General features: G+C 45.9%; 17 protein-coding genes. 13 read left to right on the forward strand and 4 right to left on the reverse strand.

The features are described from left to right. The first annotated feature begins 91 nt into the window (after window positions 1-91). Entirely contained in the window at window positions 92-574 is a 483-nt protein-coding gene (locus CHX35_RS06890) for a hypothetical protein (RefSeq protein ID WP_091835941.1), read from the forward strand. A gap of 227 nt (window positions 575-801) precedes the next feature. On the opposite strand, the gene CHX35_RS06895 is transcribed toward CHX35_RS06890, so the two are convergent. Beyond that, window positions 802-1,992, reverse strand: a complete 1,191-nt coding sequence (locus CHX35_RS06895) for a CapA family protein (protein ID WP_091835944.1) — start codon at window positions 1,990-1,992, stop codon at window positions 802-804. Window positions 1,993-2,152: 160 nt separating this feature from the next. Here CHX35_RS06895 and asnS point away from each other — a divergent pair, with 160 nt between their 5' ends. From asnS to CHX35_RS06955, 12 genes are all read left to right on the forward strand, one after another. Next, window positions 2,153-3,457: an asparagine--tRNA ligase gene (asnS, locus tag CHX35_RS06900; protein ID WP_176391943.1), complete on the forward strand. Its 1,305-nt coding sequence runs from the start codon at window positions 2,153-2,155 to the stop codon at window positions 3,455-3,457. Window positions 3,458-3,577: 120 nt separating this feature from the next. Next, complete coding sequence (locus CHX35_RS06905; protein ID WP_176391944.1) at window positions 3,578-4,318, forward strand: DnaD domain protein; 741 nt, start codon at window positions 3,578-3,580, stop codon at window positions 4,316-4,318. A gap of 147 nt (window positions 4,319-4,465) precedes the next feature. Continuing rightward, window positions 4,466-6,688, forward strand: coding sequence for a YheC/YheD family protein (locus CHX35_RS06910; protein ID WP_091835953.1), 2,223 nt, complete (start codon window positions 4,466-4,468; stop codon window positions 6,686-6,688). A 328-nt stretch (window positions 6,689-7,016) separates the two neighbouring features. Then, window positions 7,017-8,309 carry an ammonium transporter gene (locus tag CHX35_RS06915; RefSeq protein ID WP_176391952.1) on the forward strand — a complete coding sequence of 431 codons (1,293 nt, stop codon included), beginning with the start codon at window positions 7,017-7,019 and terminating at the stop codon, window positions 8,307-8,309. A gap of 23 nt (window positions 8,310-8,332) precedes the next feature. Then, window positions 8,333-9,511, forward strand: coding sequence for a DUF294 nucleotidyltransferase-like domain-containing protein (locus tag CHX35_RS06920; RefSeq protein ID WP_091835956.1), 1,179 nt, complete (start codon window positions 8,333-8,335; stop codon window positions 9,509-9,511). A 20-nt stretch (window positions 9,512-9,531) separates the two neighbouring features. Further along, the gene (locus tag CHX35_RS06925) at window positions 9,532-10,257 is read left to right on the forward strand and encodes an exonuclease domain-containing protein (protein ID WP_091835960.1); all 726 of its coding nucleotides are present in this window, start codon (window positions 9,532-9,534) and stop codon (window positions 10,255-10,257) included. A gap of 174 nt (window positions 10,258-10,431) precedes the next feature. Continuing rightward, on the forward strand, window positions 10,432-10,872 hold the full coding sequence (locus tag CHX35_RS06930) for an RrF2 family transcriptional regulator (protein ID WP_091835963.1): 441 nt from the start codon (window positions 10,432-10,434) through the stop codon (window positions 10,870-10,872). A 204-nt stretch (window positions 10,873-11,076) separates the two neighbouring features. Then, window positions 11,077-12,456 carry a selenium-binding protein SBP56-related protein gene (locus CHX35_RS06935; RefSeq protein WP_091835966.1) on the forward strand — a complete coding sequence of 460 codons (1,380 nt, stop codon included), beginning with the start codon at window positions 11,077-11,079 and terminating at the stop codon, window positions 12,454-12,456. Between the two features lie 11 nt (window positions 12,457-12,467). Next, on the forward strand, window positions 12,468-13,079 hold the full coding sequence (locus CHX35_RS06940) for a hypothetical protein (RefSeq protein WP_217895873.1): 612 nt from the start codon (window positions 12,468-12,470) through the stop codon (window positions 13,077-13,079). A 173-nt stretch (window positions 13,080-13,252) separates the two neighbouring features. Continuing rightward, window positions 13,253-13,765, forward strand: a complete 513-nt coding sequence (locus tag CHX35_RS06945) for a hypothetical protein (protein WP_091835972.1) — start codon at window positions 13,253-13,255, stop codon at window positions 13,763-13,765. A 132-nt stretch (window positions 13,766-13,897) separates the two neighbouring features. After that, a complete protein-coding gene (locus CHX35_RS06950) occupies window positions 13,898-15,331 on the forward strand; it encodes an RtcB family protein (RefSeq protein WP_091836185.1) in 1,434 nt (477 codons plus the stop codon). 297 nt (window positions 15,332-15,628) lie between these two features. Beyond that, window positions 15,629-16,375, forward strand: a complete 747-nt coding sequence (locus CHX35_RS06955) for a class I SAM-dependent methyltransferase (protein WP_091835975.1) — start codon at window positions 15,629-15,631, stop codon at window positions 16,373-16,375. A gap of 117 nt (window positions 16,376-16,492) precedes the next feature. Here the strand turns inward: CHX35_RS06955 and thiE are convergent, their stop codons facing one another. From thiE to thiD, 3 genes are read right to left on the reverse strand one after another with little or no spacing between them, the layout of a single operon-like run. Continuing rightward, complete coding sequence (gene thiE / locus CHX35_RS06960; protein ID WP_091835978.1) at window positions 16,493-17,137, reverse strand: thiamine phosphate synthase; 645 nt, start codon at window positions 17,135-17,137, stop codon at window positions 16,493-16,495. Next, complete coding sequence (gene thiM, locus CHX35_RS06965; protein ID WP_091835981.1) at window positions 17,130-17,939, reverse strand: hydroxyethylthiazole kinase; 810 nt, start codon at window positions 17,937-17,939, stop codon at window positions 17,130-17,132. Before thiM ends, thiE begins: the two co-directional genes overlap by 8 nt. Next, the gene (thiD, locus tag CHX35_RS06970) at window positions 17,932-18,738 is read right to left on the reverse strand and encodes a bifunctional hydroxymethylpyrimidine kinase/phosphomethylpyrimidine kinase (RefSeq protein WP_091835984.1); all 807 of its coding nucleotides are present in this window, start codon (window positions 18,736-18,738) and stop codon (window positions 17,932-17,934) included. The genes thiM and thiD overlap by 8 nt, the downstream gene beginning before the upstream one ends. Window positions 18,739-18,748 lie beyond the last annotated feature (10 nt).

Consider the following 18,748-nt stretch of genomic DNA (forward strand, 5'->3'; position numbering starts at 1 on the left):
GGACAGCGGTGAGATGCATGCTAACGTGCCGTTTCCCTTTGAATCCAGGTGAATAGGGTGTAGAGCCTGAAAGAAGAAAGGAGAGGATAGGATGACAATTGATGTAGAAACAGTGAGTCCATTACGATTAGGGGCTGCTGGAGGGGCCAAGGCGCAATTTGTTTACTCTGCTCCTTATCATGCGGGAACGGTAGAGGCGCCTGTTGGGGCATTGGGGCGAGGGACTTATCATTCGATGTTTACCATTAATAATCCGACGGATAGGGTCGTTCCTGTAATCCTTACCATCATACCAGCTGCACAAGTAGGGGCAGCTAGTGCAAAACAGCAAAGAAAAGGCGGCAGGAGAGGAGTAACCGCAAAACAAGAGTTTATGTTGCGCCCAGGCGTAACCGTTGCATTCACGATAGGAGGAGGAGCAGGAGCAGGGATTAGCCAAAGGAAGGTATCTGTTCGACAGGAAACATTAGAGACGGGGACTGTGGCGGTATATGCACCTGTGAGAGCAGAGGCTCCTGCATTAGCCTATCTTAAGGTAACGGCGACCTATACAAGAACGACTGCCAATACGTAGTGAGAAGAAGGAAATGAATCATCAATCATAAGCGTAGTTAAAAAGGGGGACGCCTTTAATCAAAAGCGTCTCTTTTTCATTGTGAAAAACTCCGAAGAATTGAATGTAAACAAGTTTGTTACACAAACTAATTATATAAAAAAAAGAACCCATCGATAAACGACGGGTTATGAATTCCGTGTGGGAAGGGCGTTTTTTCTTATCGTAAGCTGTTGATTTTGTGCTTGTCATTCCTTCGTTGAGAATACTGGAAAATCTTCTTCTGAGTTCATCAATTGACGTGTGTTTTTCCAGGATTGAACGAGATTGTTAGTCGGAGGCGCAGGTGTGACTGAGGGAGGGAATTTAGCAGGGTCTTTTAGCAACGGTAGCACTTTAAACTGTCGAATGCCATGTTGATTATATTTATGTACATAGGTTGGAATGTAGGAAACATGATCTAATTGGGTCTTATTCTTCTCTTTTAAGAGGTCAAGGTAAAGGATAAGTCCATCATTGGTATAGGGTTTCAACTGATCGGAGACAAAATTTCCAAGCGAATAGATGACAAATTTCTCATCTCCGTCTTGTTGCAATCGTTCCATCGGTTGAAGGACGTGGGGGTGACTACCCAGAACGATGTCCGCACCACTCTTTAAAAAAGTTTGAACCAGTTCCCTTTGTTGTTGGTTGGGGGAACGTTGGTATTCTTGACCAAAGTGAAGGATAACGACCTTAAAATCAGTCCCCTTGGATTGACTATAGCGAAGATCTTGTCGTATGTGATGGAGGTCAATTTGATTGAGGATATTTTTGTTTTCTTTAGGTACAGGAATCCCATTTGTACCATAGGTGTAGGAAGCGAAGGAGACACGCATTCCATTTTTCTCTGCAATGACCGGTTTTTGTCGGTTTGATGTGATGGAGGTCCCAATCGGTTGAATCCCAAGCTCTTTTAATTTGCGATGAGTACGTAGCACCCCTGCGACTCCCGCATCCATGGAATGATTATTGGCGGTGGATAAAAAATCAAAACCGGCATCCGCAAGGGCTTTTCCAAAAGCGTCGGGTGCATGAAAACGAGGATACCCTGAGTAGGGGAGCTTTTCGCCAGGGAGGGTCGTCTCTAGATTACCAAGGGCCCAATCCGCTTGCTCTAGCCAGGGTGTTACTTCACTGAAAAATGAGTGATAATCATAGTCCCCTTGTTTAGTTTTGCCGGCTCGAATTTGTGAGTCATGCAACATGAGATCGCCAACAATCGCTAAACGAAGATGTTTTGGTGTAGCTTTGTCCTTGGGTTTGGAAGTGGGTTTAGTCGTCGGTTGGTTGTTGTTTTCCATCCCCTCGACTTCAGTAAAAGGGGCGCAACCGGTTGTTAATAGGAACAGTGACAATAAGATAAGGACGACACTTGTTTGTATCTTCTTCGCTTGCATCGGAGGTTCCCCTTTCTTAATACAAAAGAGAATACATTCTTCTTTAGAGTATACCCTTTTAATAATTGTTGCGACAAACTTCCACAAACCCTTTCATCAATTGTCGAACTTGATTGACTGTCATAGGGCAGAGGGATATAATGGACAGGTCAATAATGGGATGGAGGAATTCGACGTGCTAACCCATATCAATAAAGTAGCTGACCATGTCGGAGAGTCTGTGAGACTAGGGGCATGGCTATACAATAAACGTTCCAGTGGAAAAATCCAATTCCTACAATTGCGAGATGGAACCGGGTACATACAAGGAGTTTTATTGAAGAAACAAGTAAGTCCTGAGGTGTGGGAACAAGCGACGAACCTGACGCAAGAGAGTTCGTTATATGTTGAAGGAACCATTCGTGCAGATGACCGTGCACCGAGTGGTTTTGAGATGGATGTCACCGGAATTGAGGTCATCCAACAAGCCGACGAGTATCCCATCTCTTTGAAAGAACATGGCGTGGAGTTTTTGATGGACCAACGCCATTTGTGGATTCGTTCTCGTCGTCAGGCAGCGATTCTACGAGTGCGTTCGGAGATTATCTCTGCCATCCAAAATTGGCTGAATGGAGAAGGATTTACCTTAGTCGATCCTCCCGTGTTAACCCCTTCTTCCTGTGAGGGGACTACCAATCTTTTTCATACGAAGTACTTTGATGAAGATGCTTACCTGACCCAAAGTGGTCAGTTATATATGGAAGCGGCAGCAATGGCATTGGGTCGCGTCTACTCCTTTGGCCCAACTTTCCGTGCGGAGAAATCGAAAACGCGTCGTCATCTGATTGAATTTTGGATGATTGAACCGGAAATGGCTTTTGTTGAACATGAAGAGAGTTTGCGGATTCAAGAGTCGATGCTTGCTCATGTTGTTCGACATGTGTTGGATCACTGTAAAAGTGAGCTAGCGATTTTGGAAAGGGATACGTCTAAACTTGAAAAAGTGACAGGCTCTTTCCCACGGATTACTTATGATGAAGCGGTTGAATTACTGAATCGTGAAGGAATGGAGTTTACATGGGGAGAAGATTTTGGCGCACCCCATGAAACGAAAATTGCTGAGAGTTTTGATCAACCAGTCTTTATTACTCACTATCCAACCGAAATTAAAGCTTTTTATATGAAGCCCGATCCCAAACGCCCGGAAGTTGCTCTCTGTGCAGATTTAATTGCGCCTGAGGGCTATGGAGAAATTATCGGGGGGAGTCAACGGATTGATGATCCAAGTTTGATGTCCGAACGATTTGATGAGCATCAACTATCCCAAGACGACTATGCTTGGTATCTTGATTTAAGAAAATATGGTACGGTTCCCCATTCAGGGTTTGGTCTGGGGTTAGAACGTACAGTTGCTTGGATTTGTGGGTTGGATCATGTGAGAGAAACCATACCCTTCCCGCGCATGTTAAATCGTCTTTACCCCTAAGAGGATGCGATAGGGATGATGGAGTAAAGAGAGCATTGGGGAAACCCGGTGCTCTCTTTAAATTCAAGTCTATATTTTCAGAGAAACGGTTGATATAGTGGGGAGGAGAGGTGGATGGACATGGATCGAAAGCTATCACCCCACGCGGCTCTCGTTCATGGTTTGAGCAAAGGTGCAACGGCGATCCCAGTGATGTTGTTTACAGAGTATAAGCATCTGGGTTTAACCGAGGGGCAGGTAATGTTACTTATCCATATCATGGCCTTCCAAGAGAAAGAGGGGGTATTTTTCCCTACCATTAGTCAATTGGAAAGTCGGATGAGTGTTTCTGGAAACGAGATTGTCCGTTGGCTTCAAACCCTGGTTCAGAGGGGGTTCTTGGCAATTGAAGAGTCTGTCGACGAAAAGGGATTGCGAAGTGAACGGTACTCAACTGCCCCGCTATTGCAACAACTAGCAGCTTCATCCCTTGACCGAGAAGGGGAGTCAGTCGTTGAAGGGCTGGAAGAGGCATACGATAATCTATTTCAGCTGTTTGAAAGGGAATGTGGTCGGCCGTTATCACCTGTCGAGTGTGAAACCCTTACCCAGTGGTTGGATGTCGATGGGCATGATGAATCGTTGATTGTAGCAGCACTACGGGAGGCTGTATTTGTCGGTAAGCCCAACGTCCGTTATATTGATCGCATTCTATTAGAATGGCAGCGAAATCATATTCGTACACCAGAGGAAGCGGTTGAGTTTTCCCGCCGGTTTCGTCAAAAAGGTATTCTCTATCAGGCGAACGGTGATGGAGGAGAAAGTGCGGATGAGAGTGCCGAATCCTTTTCTTTTTATAATTGGGTAAATCAAAGTAATTAATCGACGAATAGGAGGAACCTCCCATTCGTTTTTTTTACGATCGATTGGGCGAGGGTAAACTCTCGTCCATTTTTTATTTGAAGAGGGTCAAATGTCGAGATCCCTATCTTTTCTTTGCATAAAGTGAAGCAGAGAGGAGGGACTCGGATGGCGTATGAAGTAGGTGTTTTATTCTGTCGTACATTTTTTAAAGAATGTTTGCGTGGGCATCAAACAAATGAATCCTTCGATCTTTATAACACCTATGCTCGGCAGGCTGGAATTGAACCCGTTTTCTTCACGCTGAGAGATATTTCTTATCGCGATCATACGGTGCGTGGAGTGGTGAGTAAACGATCGGGCGGATATGAACGCAGCCGTGTTCCCTTACCGTCGTTGATTCATAACCGGGTCAAACCCCGATCAAAAGATATGGGTGAATGGTACCGATTAAGCAATTTACCAGGGGTTACTCTGTTTAATGCGGATAATCGATTGGATAAATGGGACGTCTATCGTTGGTTGCATAGTGATCCAATCATGCGCATGCACTTACCAGAAACTGCGCGGGCAACGGTCCCTGCGATGAATCAATTATTTCTTCGTCATGCGAGTCTGTATTTAAAACCGAGTAACAAGAGTTTAGGAATGGGTATTCGACGTATGAATCAGCGAGGAGCTAAAATTGATGTTGCTTTATCAAGACACCCTAAAAGTTTTGCTCTTACTCGTTCATTTGTAGTCAATAAACTAGGGAAATGGACGAGGGGAGGCAGTTACCTTTTACAACAAGGAATCTCCTTTATGACCTATAATGGGAAGCCGATGGATATTCGTGTATCGGTTCAACGAGGAGAAGATGGTCAATGGCACATATCCGGTATGGTTGCCAAAGTGGCTCCTGCTGGTAGGGTAGCGACCAATATGGCGTTGGGAGGGAAAGCTTACTTATTGGACCCTATCTTAGCATCAATGGGCTTCGATCCAGTGAAGGTGCGTGAAGATATCGCTCGTGTATCGTTGCGTGCGGCAGATGTGTTGTCAAATGCATCAATCGGGCTTACGGATCTGGGTCTGGATGTTGGGATCGATTCAGCGGGTAAGGTGTGGATTATTGAAGTCAATGCACGAGATTTGCGTATTACGTTTCGTCAAGCTAAGGATTGGACGGCCTGGTCAACAACCTTTGCCCGCCCGATGCAATATGCAGCTTACCTCTTACGCAACCGAGAAGCCCAAGAAAAAGAAACGAAAATCGCATGGATTACCCCTGGAGCCTTGACCATCACCGGGAAAGCAAGTGGTTCAGTCGAAACGGCTGCGCGGGAAACAGTGAAACGATTGGGTAAAGAATTGGGTAAAGAGATGCCCATCTATCTCTTTGGAAAAGGAATTGGCTTGGTGCAAGGTGTAAAACCCGTGGAGATTCGTGCAAGTAGTGAGAAGGAATATTGGAAGCGAGCGATTCCGCAATTACGCTATCTCAGGCCACGGGTCATCCATGTGGAAAATCGGCCGGATGCTGTTATGAAAGTAAAGCATGCTTGTCCACGAGGGAAAATTATCTTGTATGCCCATTCAGAGAATTATTTCAAACCGCCATGGATTGACGAAGAAGCGTTGAATCATGCGCTTCAGAGTTGTGATCGTCTTCTAACCAACAGTCACTATCTAAAGAGTCGATTTGTCCACCGATTTCCTCATTTCGCACCTCGTATCGAAGTTCTTCCCTTAGGGGTAGACACCACATTGTTTCCTGATCGAATGTCTCCTCTCGGTGAAGTGATACGTGGGCATGAACGGGAACGAATGGGTCTTAAAGATGAAAAAGTATTACTTTTCTTAGGTCGACTTCTTCCGCAAAAGGGAGTTCATCATCTCATCAGGGCCCTGCCTAAAATTCAAGAAAGACATCCGCAGGTTCGCTTAATTATCGTGGGTGGAAGTCATTATGGAAGAAATGAATCAACCACTTATGTCCGTCAATTACACCATATCTCTCGTCGAGGACTACCGATTCAATGGGTGGATTTTGTCCCGCATCATCGCGTGCCTGCCTATTACGCTGTGGCGGATTTATTAGTGATGCCTTCGATGGGTGAGGAAGCCTTTGGTCTAGTCAACCTTGAAGCGATGGCATCGGGTCTCCCTGTGGTCTCTGTGCGAACGGGGGGGATACCAGAGGTTGTTGATGATGGTGTGACGGGTGTGTTGATTCCCGGACAAAATCCAGTTGATGAGTTGGCAGAAGCGTGTAGCTTGCTTCTTTCCGATCCGGATCGGATGAAGGAGTATGGGTGGAATGGTAGGCAAAGGGTAGAGAAACATTTCACTTGGGAAAGGACAGTTGAGCAAACGAAAGCCTTGTATTCGCGACTTCAAATGATCTAAGTAGCAACCAAACGCCCTGGAAGGGGCGTTTTTTAATTGCCGAGTATACTTCCTTTTCGTATGAATCGGCGATTATGATACCGAAGATTGTTGATTAGATGAGAGAGGGGTGATTATACCTTGTCAGTCGATGGAAGTACCGGAGAATCCCTCGTCTTTTAGCGTTAACCACGGTAGGGAGGTTCCATGGAAAGCGATCATATTGAATCGAGGGAATAATGAAAAAATTATTTGTCAGGAAAATTAACGCAACGCTTGATAGCAAGTGCCCCATGTGGTATTATATGTACCAACTAATGTGATATTATCTAACATCAAAAGGGGAGGGATTCAATTGGAACAAGTAACATTGTCGATTGACTCCGTATGGGTCATGATTTGCGCTATCTTAGTCATTTTTATGCAGGCAGGTTTTGCTTTGTTGGAAGCGGGTTCTACCCGTATGAAAAATGCAGGACACGTTGCTGGTAAGCAAATGCTGAGCTTCTCAGTATGTGCCCTCGCCTTTTGGGCTGTGGGATATGGTGTAACCTTTGGAGCAGGAAATGCTTTTGCTGGATTAGAGGGCTGGTTCCTTGATCTAACGCAGGAAAAAGGTGCTTTGCCTTTGGAAATATCCTTTTTGTTTCAACTTTCCTTCGTAGCGGTTTCCTTATCGATTGCTTGGGGAGGATTTGCTGAGCGGGCGAAACTGGGCGTGTATGTGATCTTTGGAGCCTTATATACCATGGTGATTTATCCCTTGGTCGGTCATTGGATTTGGGGTGGCGGTTGGTTAAGTGAATTAGGTGCTCAGGATTTTGCGGGGTCAACCGTTGTCCACCTTCAAGGTGGGATTGCAGCACTGGTGGCGACCATGCTCTTAGGCCCACGTATTGGTAAGTTTAATACCAATGGTACACCCAATGCGATCCTGGGCCATAACCAAGTCTATACGGTACTCGGTACCTTAATTATTTGGGTCGGATGGTTTGGGTTTAATCCCGGAAGTACCCTGAGCGCTCAAGATGGCTTCTTTGGATATGTTGCCTTAACTACTAACTTAGCAGCAGCGGCAGGAGCGATAGCGGCGCTTGGTACGGCACGCTTGGTCGTAGGAAAAGCGGATATTACGATGATGTTAAATGGGGTATTGGCAGGTCTAGTGGCAATTACGGCGGCTTGTGCCTTTGTTGAACCCTGGGCAGCTGTCTTGGTAGGTGCAATCGCGGGTTCCTTGACGGTATTTACTTCGTTATATTTTGAACGCAAGGGGATTGACGATCCGATTTATGCCTTCTCGGTTCATGGGATTGCGGGGATATGGGGAACGTTATCAACCGGATTCTTTGCTTCCCCTCGCTTGATTGAGAAGACAGGGATCGGAAAAGCAGGGCTCTTCTACGGTGGCGGATTTACACAGTTAGGTGTACAGGCGGCAAGTATTCTTGCTGCAGGGATTTATGTAGCATTGGCTTCCTTTCTGATCCTTTGGGTACTGAAGAAATGGATGGGGTTACGGGTTTCAGAAGAGGATGAAGTCATGGGGCTTGATTTATCAGAACATGGTGCCTACGGCTATCCTGAACAATTGACAGACCCTTCTGCTCAAAATGCGGATAGTAGTATAAAGGTTTCTTGATCCGTTTAAAAGGGGCTGTAGCCATGAGGCTGACAGCCCCTTTTAAACGATTCGGAGAGTGGAGCTTCTTGATTTATAGAAATATTGGGTGGAATGGGAAGGTAGGTGAGGGGATGAATTATTTCTGGGAGAAAGAGAGTCAGACGTTGTTGATGGCGATTGACCAGGCAATGGATACGGAGACGTTACGTAAAATCCATCGAAAATTACCAGAAGTAGCGGGGAGTCTCGAAAAAAATGGATACTCTCCCACCGAGATTACATCGCGGATGGGAACCTGGCATGATGCGATTTTTCGTAAAGTATTAAAGCTGGCAGAAGAAAAATTCCTCAGACAAGGGGTATCGAACCTCCCGCGTTATTGTTGGTTAGTTCTTGGGAGTAATGGTAGAAGGGAGGCGACTTTTTGGACCGATCAGGATAACGCATTAATTTATGAGCGAGGAGAGCTCGATGCTGACGCGGCTGAGGAAATCATCGCAACGCTAGCGAAGGCGATGGTGGAAGGGCTTGCTGAAGCAGGGTACCCACTCTGCCAAGGGAATGTCATGGCGACCAATCCGCGTTGGCGGGGGACGCTGGAAGAATGGCGAAATCGCTTAAAGGAGTGGGTGAGTGATCCTCAACTCGATCATGCTCGATATACCATGATTGCATCGGATGCGCGAGCGGTTGCAGGGGATGCGGCTTTGTTCCAGCAATGGAGAACCGACTTTCATGCACTATTGGGACAGTATCCAGGAGTACTGATAAAGGAAGCGCAACGAGCAAGTTATCGGCGGATTCCTCTAGGTCCCTTTTCTCGCCTCTATACAGAAGTTCATGGTCCTTATGCTGGGAAGGTGGATATTAAGGAAGGCGGGTACCTACAGTTGGTGGAATCGGTCCGATTGTGGGCACTTCGTTTCCGTCTTGCCGAAAGTTCTACAAGCGAGCGTCTTAAAGGTATTTCTCAGGAATTAAGTTGGTCCATTGAAAAAGAAGAGCAGGTGTGGGGAGCACTCGATACCTTCCTTTGGTGGCGGTTATCGATTCATGCAGGGTGGGAGGACGGTTTGGTGAAAGAAGCAGATAATCACTTGGATCCGGAGCGATTGACTAAAAGGGAACGTAGTGAGCTAAAAGGCGCGATGAAAGTCGCTACCTCCCTGGGGAAAGAAGTGCATAAATGCGGTGATGATTGGGATGCTTCGGTTGGGTAAGTACAGGAGGATTGGGTTTTATGGACTGGAATAATCCTTTAACAGAGTGGATGCGTAAACGGGGATTGACACTATCTGGGATGGCGAAACAAGGGGATTTTCAAAGGGAGGCCTTTATTCGTTCGACAATTAGAGAGGCGAGAAATCGGGTTCATCTCGGAACTCCCCTTGTGGATATCTCTTTTGTGGTTTTTGATTTAGAAACGACGGGGTTCTATCCTCAACAGGGAGACCAAATTCTATCAATCGGATCCGTTCGTGTCACACATGGAAAAGTAGAGGATACACCACTGTTCCATACGTATGTTCAATGTGAAGAGGGCATGATACCAGCGGAGATCACGACATTGACCGGGATCTCCTCAAGTGATGTGAATGATGCTCCGCCTTTAAAAGAGGCTCTGGGTGAATGGTTACGCTTTATTGGGAAATGTACATTGGTAGCCTATGGCGCCCAGCATGATACGTCATTTATTCAAGTGGGTCTTAAAAAGTCCTGGTCATCAAAATTGCCTCACCGGGTAATCGATGCTTTACAAATGGTTCGTCTCCTTTACCCTGATTGGGAAGATTACTCGTTGGATGCTGCTCTTCGCTTTCATGAGATACCGATTGAAGGACGGCATACCGCTGACGGTGATGCGAAAATGACAGCAGAATTATGGGTACAACTTTTAAAGCGATGTCAGCAACAACAGATTCATACATTGGAAGATTTATATGCACGGGTTAGTCGAATGGTATGAAGGAGATAGAGTGAGGTACCAACCGAAAACGGGTTGGTTTTTTTATATTTTAGAAACCCTACTGGTCCGAGATACATCCATTAACATGACGGTGTTGGTACGGCGGAAACGAGTGTTCATCAAGTGGAAAATGATGCATAGAAGTAGGTAATAAACAGCTGGAGTTGGGACAGTTTGAAAATATCGAGTCGAGGGGAATATGCTCTGCGCGCACTGATTGTACTGGGATTGCAAAACAAACGAGTCATGTCCATTGCTGACATTTCAGAGAAGACTTTAGTTCCTCTAAGTTATCTCGAACAAATATTATTACAATTGAAGATGCTTGGTTACGTAACGAGTAAACGAGGGAAGTATGGTGGCTATCGACTTTGCCAAAATCCTGAGGAAATCGTGATCGGGCAAGTTATTCGACGATTAGAGGGCCCGTTGGCGCCGATGAGTTGTGTCAGTGTGACAGCTTATGAGCCTTGTCCATTAGAAGAGGGATGCTTATTAAAGCCGCTATGGGCATTAGTACGTGATGTAGTCGCGGATTTATTGGATCATACAACCTTAAGTCATTTGCTTCATAATCAATTGCCGCCATTTGAAAAGTCGGTTCATCCTGGATAGAGGATGGGCTTTTTTTATATAGTGAGAAAATGAACGTGGTATACATATCACAAAAATGAACCGGATATGCATGGGATGAAAGCGGATCGAATTCCTATTTTTCCAACAAGATCACGATGCATTATGAATAAAGTAGCCATGAGGTACCTGATTTGAAGATAGGAAGTGTGTGAACGATGTACATTAAGAAATGAAGGTGATCGGATGGGTTTGTGGAAGCCAGATCCTAGTTTTTACCCTTCGCCACGAGATGCCATGAAAGCACCTCAAGAGGAGTTAGCCTATGTGGTGGCCTTTAATCCCGACCAAGATAATCGGCCGGATGCACTTGCTGTGGTGGATACGCAAAAGGGGGAGATTGTCGGCTGGACAAAGATGCCTTATGTAGGGGATGAGCTTCACCATTTTGGCTGGGCGGCGTGTAGCTCGGCCCTTTGTCCCTATGCTCCACATCCTCACATCGAGCGACGGCACCTGGTGATACCCGGTATCCGTTCTTCTCGACTCTATATTATCGATGTGAAGGCAGATCCAATCCATCCCAAAATTATAAAAGTCATCGAGGCGGAGGAAATCGTAAAAAAAACCGGATATACTCGCCCTCATACGGTACATTGTGGCCCAGACGGCATTTATATCAGTGCATTGGGAGACAAAAGGGGCAAGGGACCTGGCGGCATCTTTATTCTCGATCATTCGACCTTTGAAATCGTAGGGAAGTGGGAGCGTGATCGGGGGCCGCAATATCTACATTATGATTTTTGGTGGCATTTGGGTCTAGATACGTTAATCAGTAGTGAGTGGGGAACCCCTGACATGGTGGAAGATGGGCTGAATCCCGAGCATCTCTTGGGTGGTCGGTATGGAAAACGATTGCACCTATGGGATTTGCGAAGTCGACGTCATTTGCAGGCCCTTGAGACAAATGAGCATGAGCAGATGGTGCTTGAATTACGTCCAGCCCATGACCCGCAGAAAGCGTATGGTTTTGCGGGAGTCGTCATTAATAATCAGGACCTGTCAGGTTCAATCTGGTTGTGGTGTCGAGAAAATGAAAAGTGGACGATGAAAAAGGTGATTCACATTCCTGCAGAGCCTGCTGATCCAGATCAGCTCCCCCCCATCCTAAAGGGTTTTAAAAGTGTGCCTCCATTAATAACGGATATTAACCTTTCGTTGGATGATCGTTTCCTTTATGTATCGTGTTGGGGGACAGGGGAAGTGCGTCAGTATGATGTATCCCAACCGGCTACACCGAAGTTGACGGCTACGGTTCGGCTTGGAGGAATTGCGAATCGAACCCCTCATCCAAAAGGAGGGATGCTGGGAGGTGGTCCACAAATGATTGAGGTAAGCCGGGATGGTCGGCGAGTTTTTTTCACGAATTCCCTTTATGCGAGCTGGGATGATCAGTTTTATCCTGACGGGATTCAAGGATGGATGGTGAAATTAGATGCCGATCCCACAGGGGGCTTAATACTCGATCCTGAATTTTTTATCGACTTTAGTGACCATCAATATCGAGCGCATCAAATCCGGCTAGCTGGAGGGGATGCCTCCTCAGATTCCTACTGGTTCTCATGAGTACGTGGTTGATGGTGGCGTTGATGGGGGCCTTTCATGGAATCAACCCAGGAATGGGATGGTTATTTGCAGTAGCATTAGGGTTGCAGGATAAAAGGAGGCGCTCGTTATTTCGAGCCCTTCCACCCTTGGCCTTAGGACATGGGGTGGCGTTGTTTTTGTGCTTGATGATCTACAGTATGAGTCAATTGTTGATTTCTCAGGATGTAATTCGCTGGTTAGCAGGGGTGACGCTCGTTGCATTTGGAATCATCCTATTGATTCGCCGGCAACACCCACGGTGGGTAGGTATGCGGGTTGGTTTTTGGGATTTAAGTTTGTGGTCTTTTATCATGGCGATGGCTCATGGTGCAGGGTTAATGTTAATCCCTGTGTTTCTCATCGGTCAAAACCATGCGACCATGCATGAAAGCCATGGGGAAGCAGCGATGTTTTTTAATTGGTGGGATTACCTTTCGGGAGTATTCCTTCATACCGGAGTATTTCTTCTTGTGACCACAGGAATTGCTTGGGTTGTTTATCGTTATGTTGGAGTCAAGTTCTTACGAACTTCATGGTTTAATCTGGACTTAATTTGGGCAATCGCCTTAATTATATCCGGAGTACTGGCACTTGTGATGTAGGTAAGTGGAGGATGGAAGATAAAAATAAAAACAAAGGCGGCTGTATTGCCTTTGTTTTTATTAATTTAGGGTGATAATTGATAATAAAGGATATTGATAATGGATAAATTAATAAGGGATAAATTGATTCTGTGAAGTTAACCATGTATGATTTATAAAAGGAGTGATGCGGGATGCGGGTTAAGATTCAACGAGAAGCCTTTGAAGGTGCAAATGATCGGGATTTGGTCTGCTCATGTATTGAGCCGGTTGTACAACAGGTTTTACAACAAGATCAAAAAGAGAGATTGCAAACCTATCACAAGCTCAATGTTGCACAAAAAGGGTTATTCTCATTTCAATTCTTATATGATCATGCTCAGTCAGTGGAGGAATTTTATTATTACACGATGTATGGCTTAACGCACCCCGAATTATGGGAGGAATTAAAGGGTGGAGCATCCATGGCAGAAGATGATGCGATGTTGTATGTCTACCTTTCCATCGAAAAAATATTAACCCCCAAGCTTCAGGAGATTGCTGGAGAGTGGAAGTGTGTTTCTAAACAGGATATTTGGGGAGATCATCAACTACGCATCACGATTGAAGGTTTGCATTATATGTACCACGATATTGCCACAGAAACCTTGGGTCGATATGGTAGCCGGATACGAAAAAATCCAAAGGAGTTTGTGGAAGTAATGTGATCATAGCTAGATCGTAAGGTTAGCATGAATGAGAATGACTCGTTGATCTTCAACATGTCTGATCGAGCCGACACTCCCAGTAGGATCCCTTTTGTAGTGCAAGTTGTTGTTATTCAAATTGTGAAAGAGTTGATGGATTTGTATACGGATCATGGAAACAACCATAAAGAAATTCCTTTGCCAGCGGGTCGACTTCATGTGTTTGCCAATGATGAAATATTCGCATCCCTAGGAGCAAAGGTTTATGATATGGCAGATAATAATTTAAGAATCCCAGGTAATATTCATATGAGTTATACACCGGATGCACATGTCGGAATCGGGACCTGTATAGGTACGACGGCTGTATGGGATATGGCGGATGGTTATGTTTCGCCATCCATTGTTGGTTCGGATATTGGTTGTGGGATGCGGGTTCATCTCACTCCGCTTTCGAAAGAGGATATTCTGGACAAGAAGGTTCGGAGGGAATTAATTCGTGCCGTGGAAAAGATGGTTCCAGTGAATAATCGCTCTGCCTCTACCTATCAGGATATTGATCTTGAAAAAGTAGTTACTCATGGATTAAAGGGGCTTCCGCAACAGTATATTCCCGACGCCTATACTCCGAATCGTAAGACATCGATTAGTCATGTGGAGAATGCCCAATTTACCTTTGATACCGATTATTTAGAATATATTCAGTCCCCACAGTGGGGGAGAGGAAAAAAACAGATTGGTACATTGGGCGGGGGTAATCATTTTATTGAATTTCAGGTGATCGAGATTGAAGAAGAACAACGAGAGATCGCTGACAAATGGGGGATGAAAGACGGTCAAGTCGTTGTGATGATTCATTCAGGCTCTCGTGCATGGGGGGCGATGATGGGGCGGGAGTATAAAAAGGATTTTGAAATCTGGATGAGTAAGAAGGGAATCGGTACCCGAGATCCGAATTTGGTCTTTGCTCCGATCAATACTGATGAAGGACAACGGTACTTAAACCTCATGTATTCAGCCCTTAATTATGCGGTGATCAATCGACATATGATCGCCTATGGCGTGTTAGAAGGGATGAAAGAAGTATTTGGTTCAAAGGTTGAAATGCCTGTTCTCTATGATTTGATGCACAACTACGCCCTAGAAGAGAAACACGATGGAAAATCAAGGCTCGTCCATCGGAAAGGTACTACACGTGCGCTACCACCTGGACATTCCTTAAATGCCACCCCCTATCAAGAAACGGGACATCCGGTACTCATCCCGGGCTCGATGGGGACAGCCAGTTATATTCTTGTCGGCCAATCAGAAGGAGTCAAAAATTATTACTCGGTTTGTCATGGGGCGGGCCGTATCCGTTCGCGTCGTGCCACCAAGGAACAAGTGACCGTGGATGAGTTTTCATCCTCGATGAAGGTGGGGACGGATGAGGAGATATTGGTAAACCACCGGTCATTACAGACGATCCTGGATGAGAGTCCCCAAGCCTATAAAGATGTTGACCAAATCATTGATTCCGTGGTGGGAGCAAATTTAGCAACGGTAGTCGCTCGTTGCCGTCCGCTTGCTGTGATCAAAGGGGTTTGATAGCAAAGAGATGCAAAGGACACGTGGGAATAAGTTTTGCCTAGTTTCAGGCATGCTTATTATCCCCAAGTTGGATGGCGGAGAACAAGAGACTTGCCATGACAAGGATGGTACAAAAAACAGGTTGAGTTGATCAACACACCTGGCCTAATTCAAAGATAATAATCAAGTATTAAATGTTTTATATAAAAACGCCCGCATATCATATGGTTGAGGCGTTTTTTATTTATGCTTCCAATAGAATAGGTGCTATAATAATGAAGTACAACAACACAATTATAGGAAGGGGAAATTGTTTTGACAGCTGAAAACAAACAACCGGCAAATTGGCAAGAGGAAGATTCACACTTATTTCAAGAGTGGGGCAGCTTATTTACACCGCGACAATGGGAGATGAAAGCGACAATATTAAATCTGCTACCTAAAAAGAAAGAAGAACCCTTTCATGTAGTGGAGATCGGCTGCGGATCCGGTTGGTTAAGTGAAGCGATTCTAGAAAAATTTTCTCAAGTCAATATCACGGCGCTAGATGGGTCGCCAGCGATGCTATCGACTACGAAGGAACGATTAAAGCCCTTTGAGGATCGTGTAGCCTATCAACTCTTTCGTTTAGAAGAAGACGCTTGGCTTGCTTCCCTGCAACAGAAAGTCGATGTTTTTGTGAGTAGTCTAGTGATACACCACTTAGACGATGAAGAAAAGAAGCAATTTTTTCAACAGTTGTACGATGCGCTTTTACCCGGGGGCGCTTTGGTTATTGCTGATCTAGTAAAGCCCCATCATCAACAGATTGAAAATCATTGGGCAGAAGAGTGGGACCATGTTGTCAAAGAACAGTCAAAGGATGCCTACGGGGATTTACGTGGGTTTGATGCGTTTGTAAAAGAAGAGTGGAATCTATATCGCTATCCAGATGAGTTGCTCGATAAACCTTCCCTTTTATCGGATCAGTTAAAATGGTTGGAACAAGCAGGTTTTCAAGGGGTTGATGTGAGCTGGTTAAAAGCAGGACATGCAATCTTTAGCGGATATAAGAAAAAATAGGGGTGCTAAGTTCATTCAATAAAACAGATAGTCATTATGGCAGATAAGTTTGCAATACAAACAAAATAGTATCAAATTAAAAAAATCCCGTCCTTCAGGACAGGATTGAAACGAGGGTCAGGGTTGATGGGGAGAGGGTTGTAAAAGGGCATCCATACGCTGACGAAGAGCGGTTGCAGCCAATTGCGGATCGGAGGCAGAGAGGATGGCAGAGACGACGGCGATCCCATCGGCGGATGTACGTACAAGGGGCTCCGCTTCGGTCAGTGTCGTTTCATTGATTCCACCAATGAGCACGATAGGAAGGGAGACAGAGCAGCGAATGTTTTCCACGATTTCTGGAGGAATGGGTGTGGCATCGGCTTTCGTCGCCGTGGGGAAGAGGGAGCCAACACCCAGATAGGCAGCTCCTTCTTCTTCTGCCCGTTGGGCTTCTTCGACTGTAGCAGCGGAGACACCGATCGGCATATCGGATCCGACGATATTACGAGCTTCTGTCAGCGGAAGGTCTGATTGGCCGATATGAAGCATATCAGCCCCGCTTAAATGGGCGATATCGGCCCGGTCATTGATGATGAAGGGAACCTCATAGAGTCGGCATAGTTTTGCCATTTTACGAGCCTGGTGAAGAAAGAAACCGGAATCGGCTTTTTTTAGGCGCAATTGCACGCAGGTTACTCCGCCTTTCAAAGCAGCTTCCGTACGCGCAAGTAAATGGGGCTGATCATCGGTAACTAAGTAGAGACCGAGATGCTTACGCATGATTGGAAATCCTCATCTTTCTCCATTGGGAAAGGGTTTGTGGATTCATATGGAAAATCTCGTCAAAGAATCGGATACGGAAAGTGCCAATTCCTTCGGTAGAGGAGAGAGAAGAGGCCGCCTTTTCACCAGCAACGCCAGTAGTTACGAGTGCCATAATAGCTGATTCAAAAGGGTTTATTCCACTTGCGAGACAACTTGCGGTAAGGGAAGTTGCCATGCATCCGGTTCCGGTGACTTGGGGGAGAAAGGGCGTGCCATTTCCTACATAAGCTTCCTGTTCGCCATTGGTGATATAGTCCGTTGAGCCACTAACAGAGATGGTAGCTTGTGTCTGATGAGCAAGTTCACGGAAGGATGGGATAAAGGCATCCAGTTCATCTCCCTCAGCGTCGACGCCACGGCCACCGCGATACCCACAGAGGGTGGCAATTTCTGACCGATTGCCTCGGATGACTGAAAATCGAAGGTGGCTCATCAGTGTCTCAAGTAGTTGGAATCGGTAGGACGTGGCTCCAGCCCCGACTGGATCAAGAATAATCGGTATCCCTTTTTCATTGGCTGTCTGTCCGGCAATGAGCATGGCTTCTTGTTGTGAGGAATTCGGTGTACCGATATTGAGGACAAGGGCCTGGCTTAGGGCAGTCATCTCCTTTGCTTCTTGGGGATCGGAGCTCATGACTGGGCTTGCTCCACACGCAAGTGTGATATTGGCGCAATCTTGTATGGTGACCTGATTTGTTATGTGATAGATGATTGGATTTGCTTGACGGATGCCATTCCATTGCTCCCAATTAATCATGGTTTTTTCCTCCGATCTCAAGGGTTTGCTGCCATGCATAAAAGTGATGTATAGGGCTATTGCCTTTGCCCACAGGGAACGCATGACGTATGGCATTGGCTACATAGCGCTTGGATCCTTCAACGGCTTCCTCAAGAGAATGTCCTTGAGCAAGATGGACGGTAAGGGCAGACGACAGACTGCACCCTGTCCCGTGCGTGTGACGAGTAGGTATGCGTTCCCCAAAAAAGCAGGCACCGGTGGAGAGAACATCGCTAGGGGAACCATCTAAATGACCGCCTTTGACAAGGACATGGGTGCCTAGTGTCTCAGCTAATTCTGAAGCCGCCTCTTTCATCTCATCGCTATTTTTGATCGAGCGTCCTAGCAGTACCTCAGCCTCTGGAATATTGGGTGTGATCAGATCAGCCAAGGGGAGTAGTTGTGTCGTTAATGCTTCAAGGGCGTCCTTAGCTAGCAGAGAATCGCCAGACTGTGCGACCATAACGGGGTCAATCACAAGGGGCTGGGGAGATATTTCAGAGAGGACCTCTGCAATTCTCTCAATGTTGTTGGCGTTGCCTACCATGCCGATCTTTACCCCATGAACGGGAATATCGTCAAAGATGGCACGTATTTGCGCTTCGATCAGATCGGGTTCCAGTTCGTGGACAGCTGTTACACCACAGGTATTTTGTGCAGTAATGGCTGTAATGACGCTCATTCCATAGGCACCTAATGCGGAGATCACTTTTAAGTCCGCTTGAATGCCAGCACCTCCACCACTATCACTACCTGCAATGGTTAAGATATGTTTCATCGGTTGTTTC

Source organism: Marininema halotolerans (assembly GCF_900116235.1).
Lineage (GTDB): Bacteria > Bacillota > Bacilli > Thermoactinomycetales > DSM-45169 > Marininema > Marininema halotolerans.

Excerpts from the sequence above, each read along its gene's own strand:
- CHX35_RS06890 (WP_091835941.1), top strand. The coding sequence starts at position 92 with ATGACAATTGATGTAGAAACAGTGAGTCCATTACGATTAGGGGCTGCT.
- CHX35_RS06895 (WP_091835944.1), bottom strand. The coding sequence starts at position 1,992 with ATGCAAGCGAAGAAGATACAAACAAGTGTCGTCCTTATCTTATTGTCA.
- asnS (WP_176391943.1), top strand. The coding sequence starts at position 2,153 with ATGGAGGAATTCGACGTGCTAACCCATATCAATAAAGTAGCTGACCAT.
- CHX35_RS06905 (WP_176391944.1), top strand. The coding sequence starts at position 3,578 with ATGGATCGAAAGCTATCACCCCACGCGGCTCTCGTTCATGGTTTGAGC.
- CHX35_RS06910 (WP_091835953.1), top strand. The coding sequence starts at position 4,466 with ATGGCGTATGAAGTAGGTGTTTTATTCTGTCGTACATTTTTTAAAGAA.
- CHX35_RS06920 (WP_091835956.1), top strand. The coding sequence starts at position 8,333 with ATGAGGCTGACAGCCCCTTTTAAACGATTCGGAGAGTGGAGCTTCTTG.
- CHX35_RS06925 (WP_091835960.1), top strand. The coding sequence starts at position 9,532 with ATGGACTGGAATAATCCTTTAACAGAGTGGATGCGTAAACGGGGATTG.
- CHX35_RS06935 (WP_091835966.1), top strand. The coding sequence starts at position 11,077 with ATGGGTTTGTGGAAGCCAGATCCTAGTTTTTACCCTTCGCCACGAGAT.
- CHX35_RS06940 (WP_217895873.1), top strand. The coding sequence starts at position 12,468 with ATGGTGGCGTTGATGGGGGCCTTTCATGGAATCAACCCAGGAATGGGA.
- CHX35_RS06945 (WP_091835972.1), top strand. The coding sequence starts at position 13,253 with ATGCGGGTTAAGATTCAACGAGAAGCCTTTGAAGGTGCAAATGATCGG.
- CHX35_RS06950 (WP_091836185.1), top strand. The coding sequence starts at position 13,898 with ATGGATTTGTATACGGATCATGGAAACAACCATAAAGAAATTCCTTTG.
- thiE (WP_091835978.1), bottom strand. The coding sequence starts at position 17,137 with ATGCGTAAGCATCTCGGTCTCTACTTAGTTACCGATGATCAGCCCCAT.
- thiM (WP_091835981.1), bottom strand. The coding sequence starts at position 17,939 with ATGATTAATTGGGAGCAATGGAATGGCATCCGTCAAGCAAATCCAATC.
- thiD (WP_091835984.1), bottom strand. The coding sequence starts at position 18,738 with ATGAAACATATCTTAACCATTGCAGGTAGTGATAGTGGTGGAGGTGCT.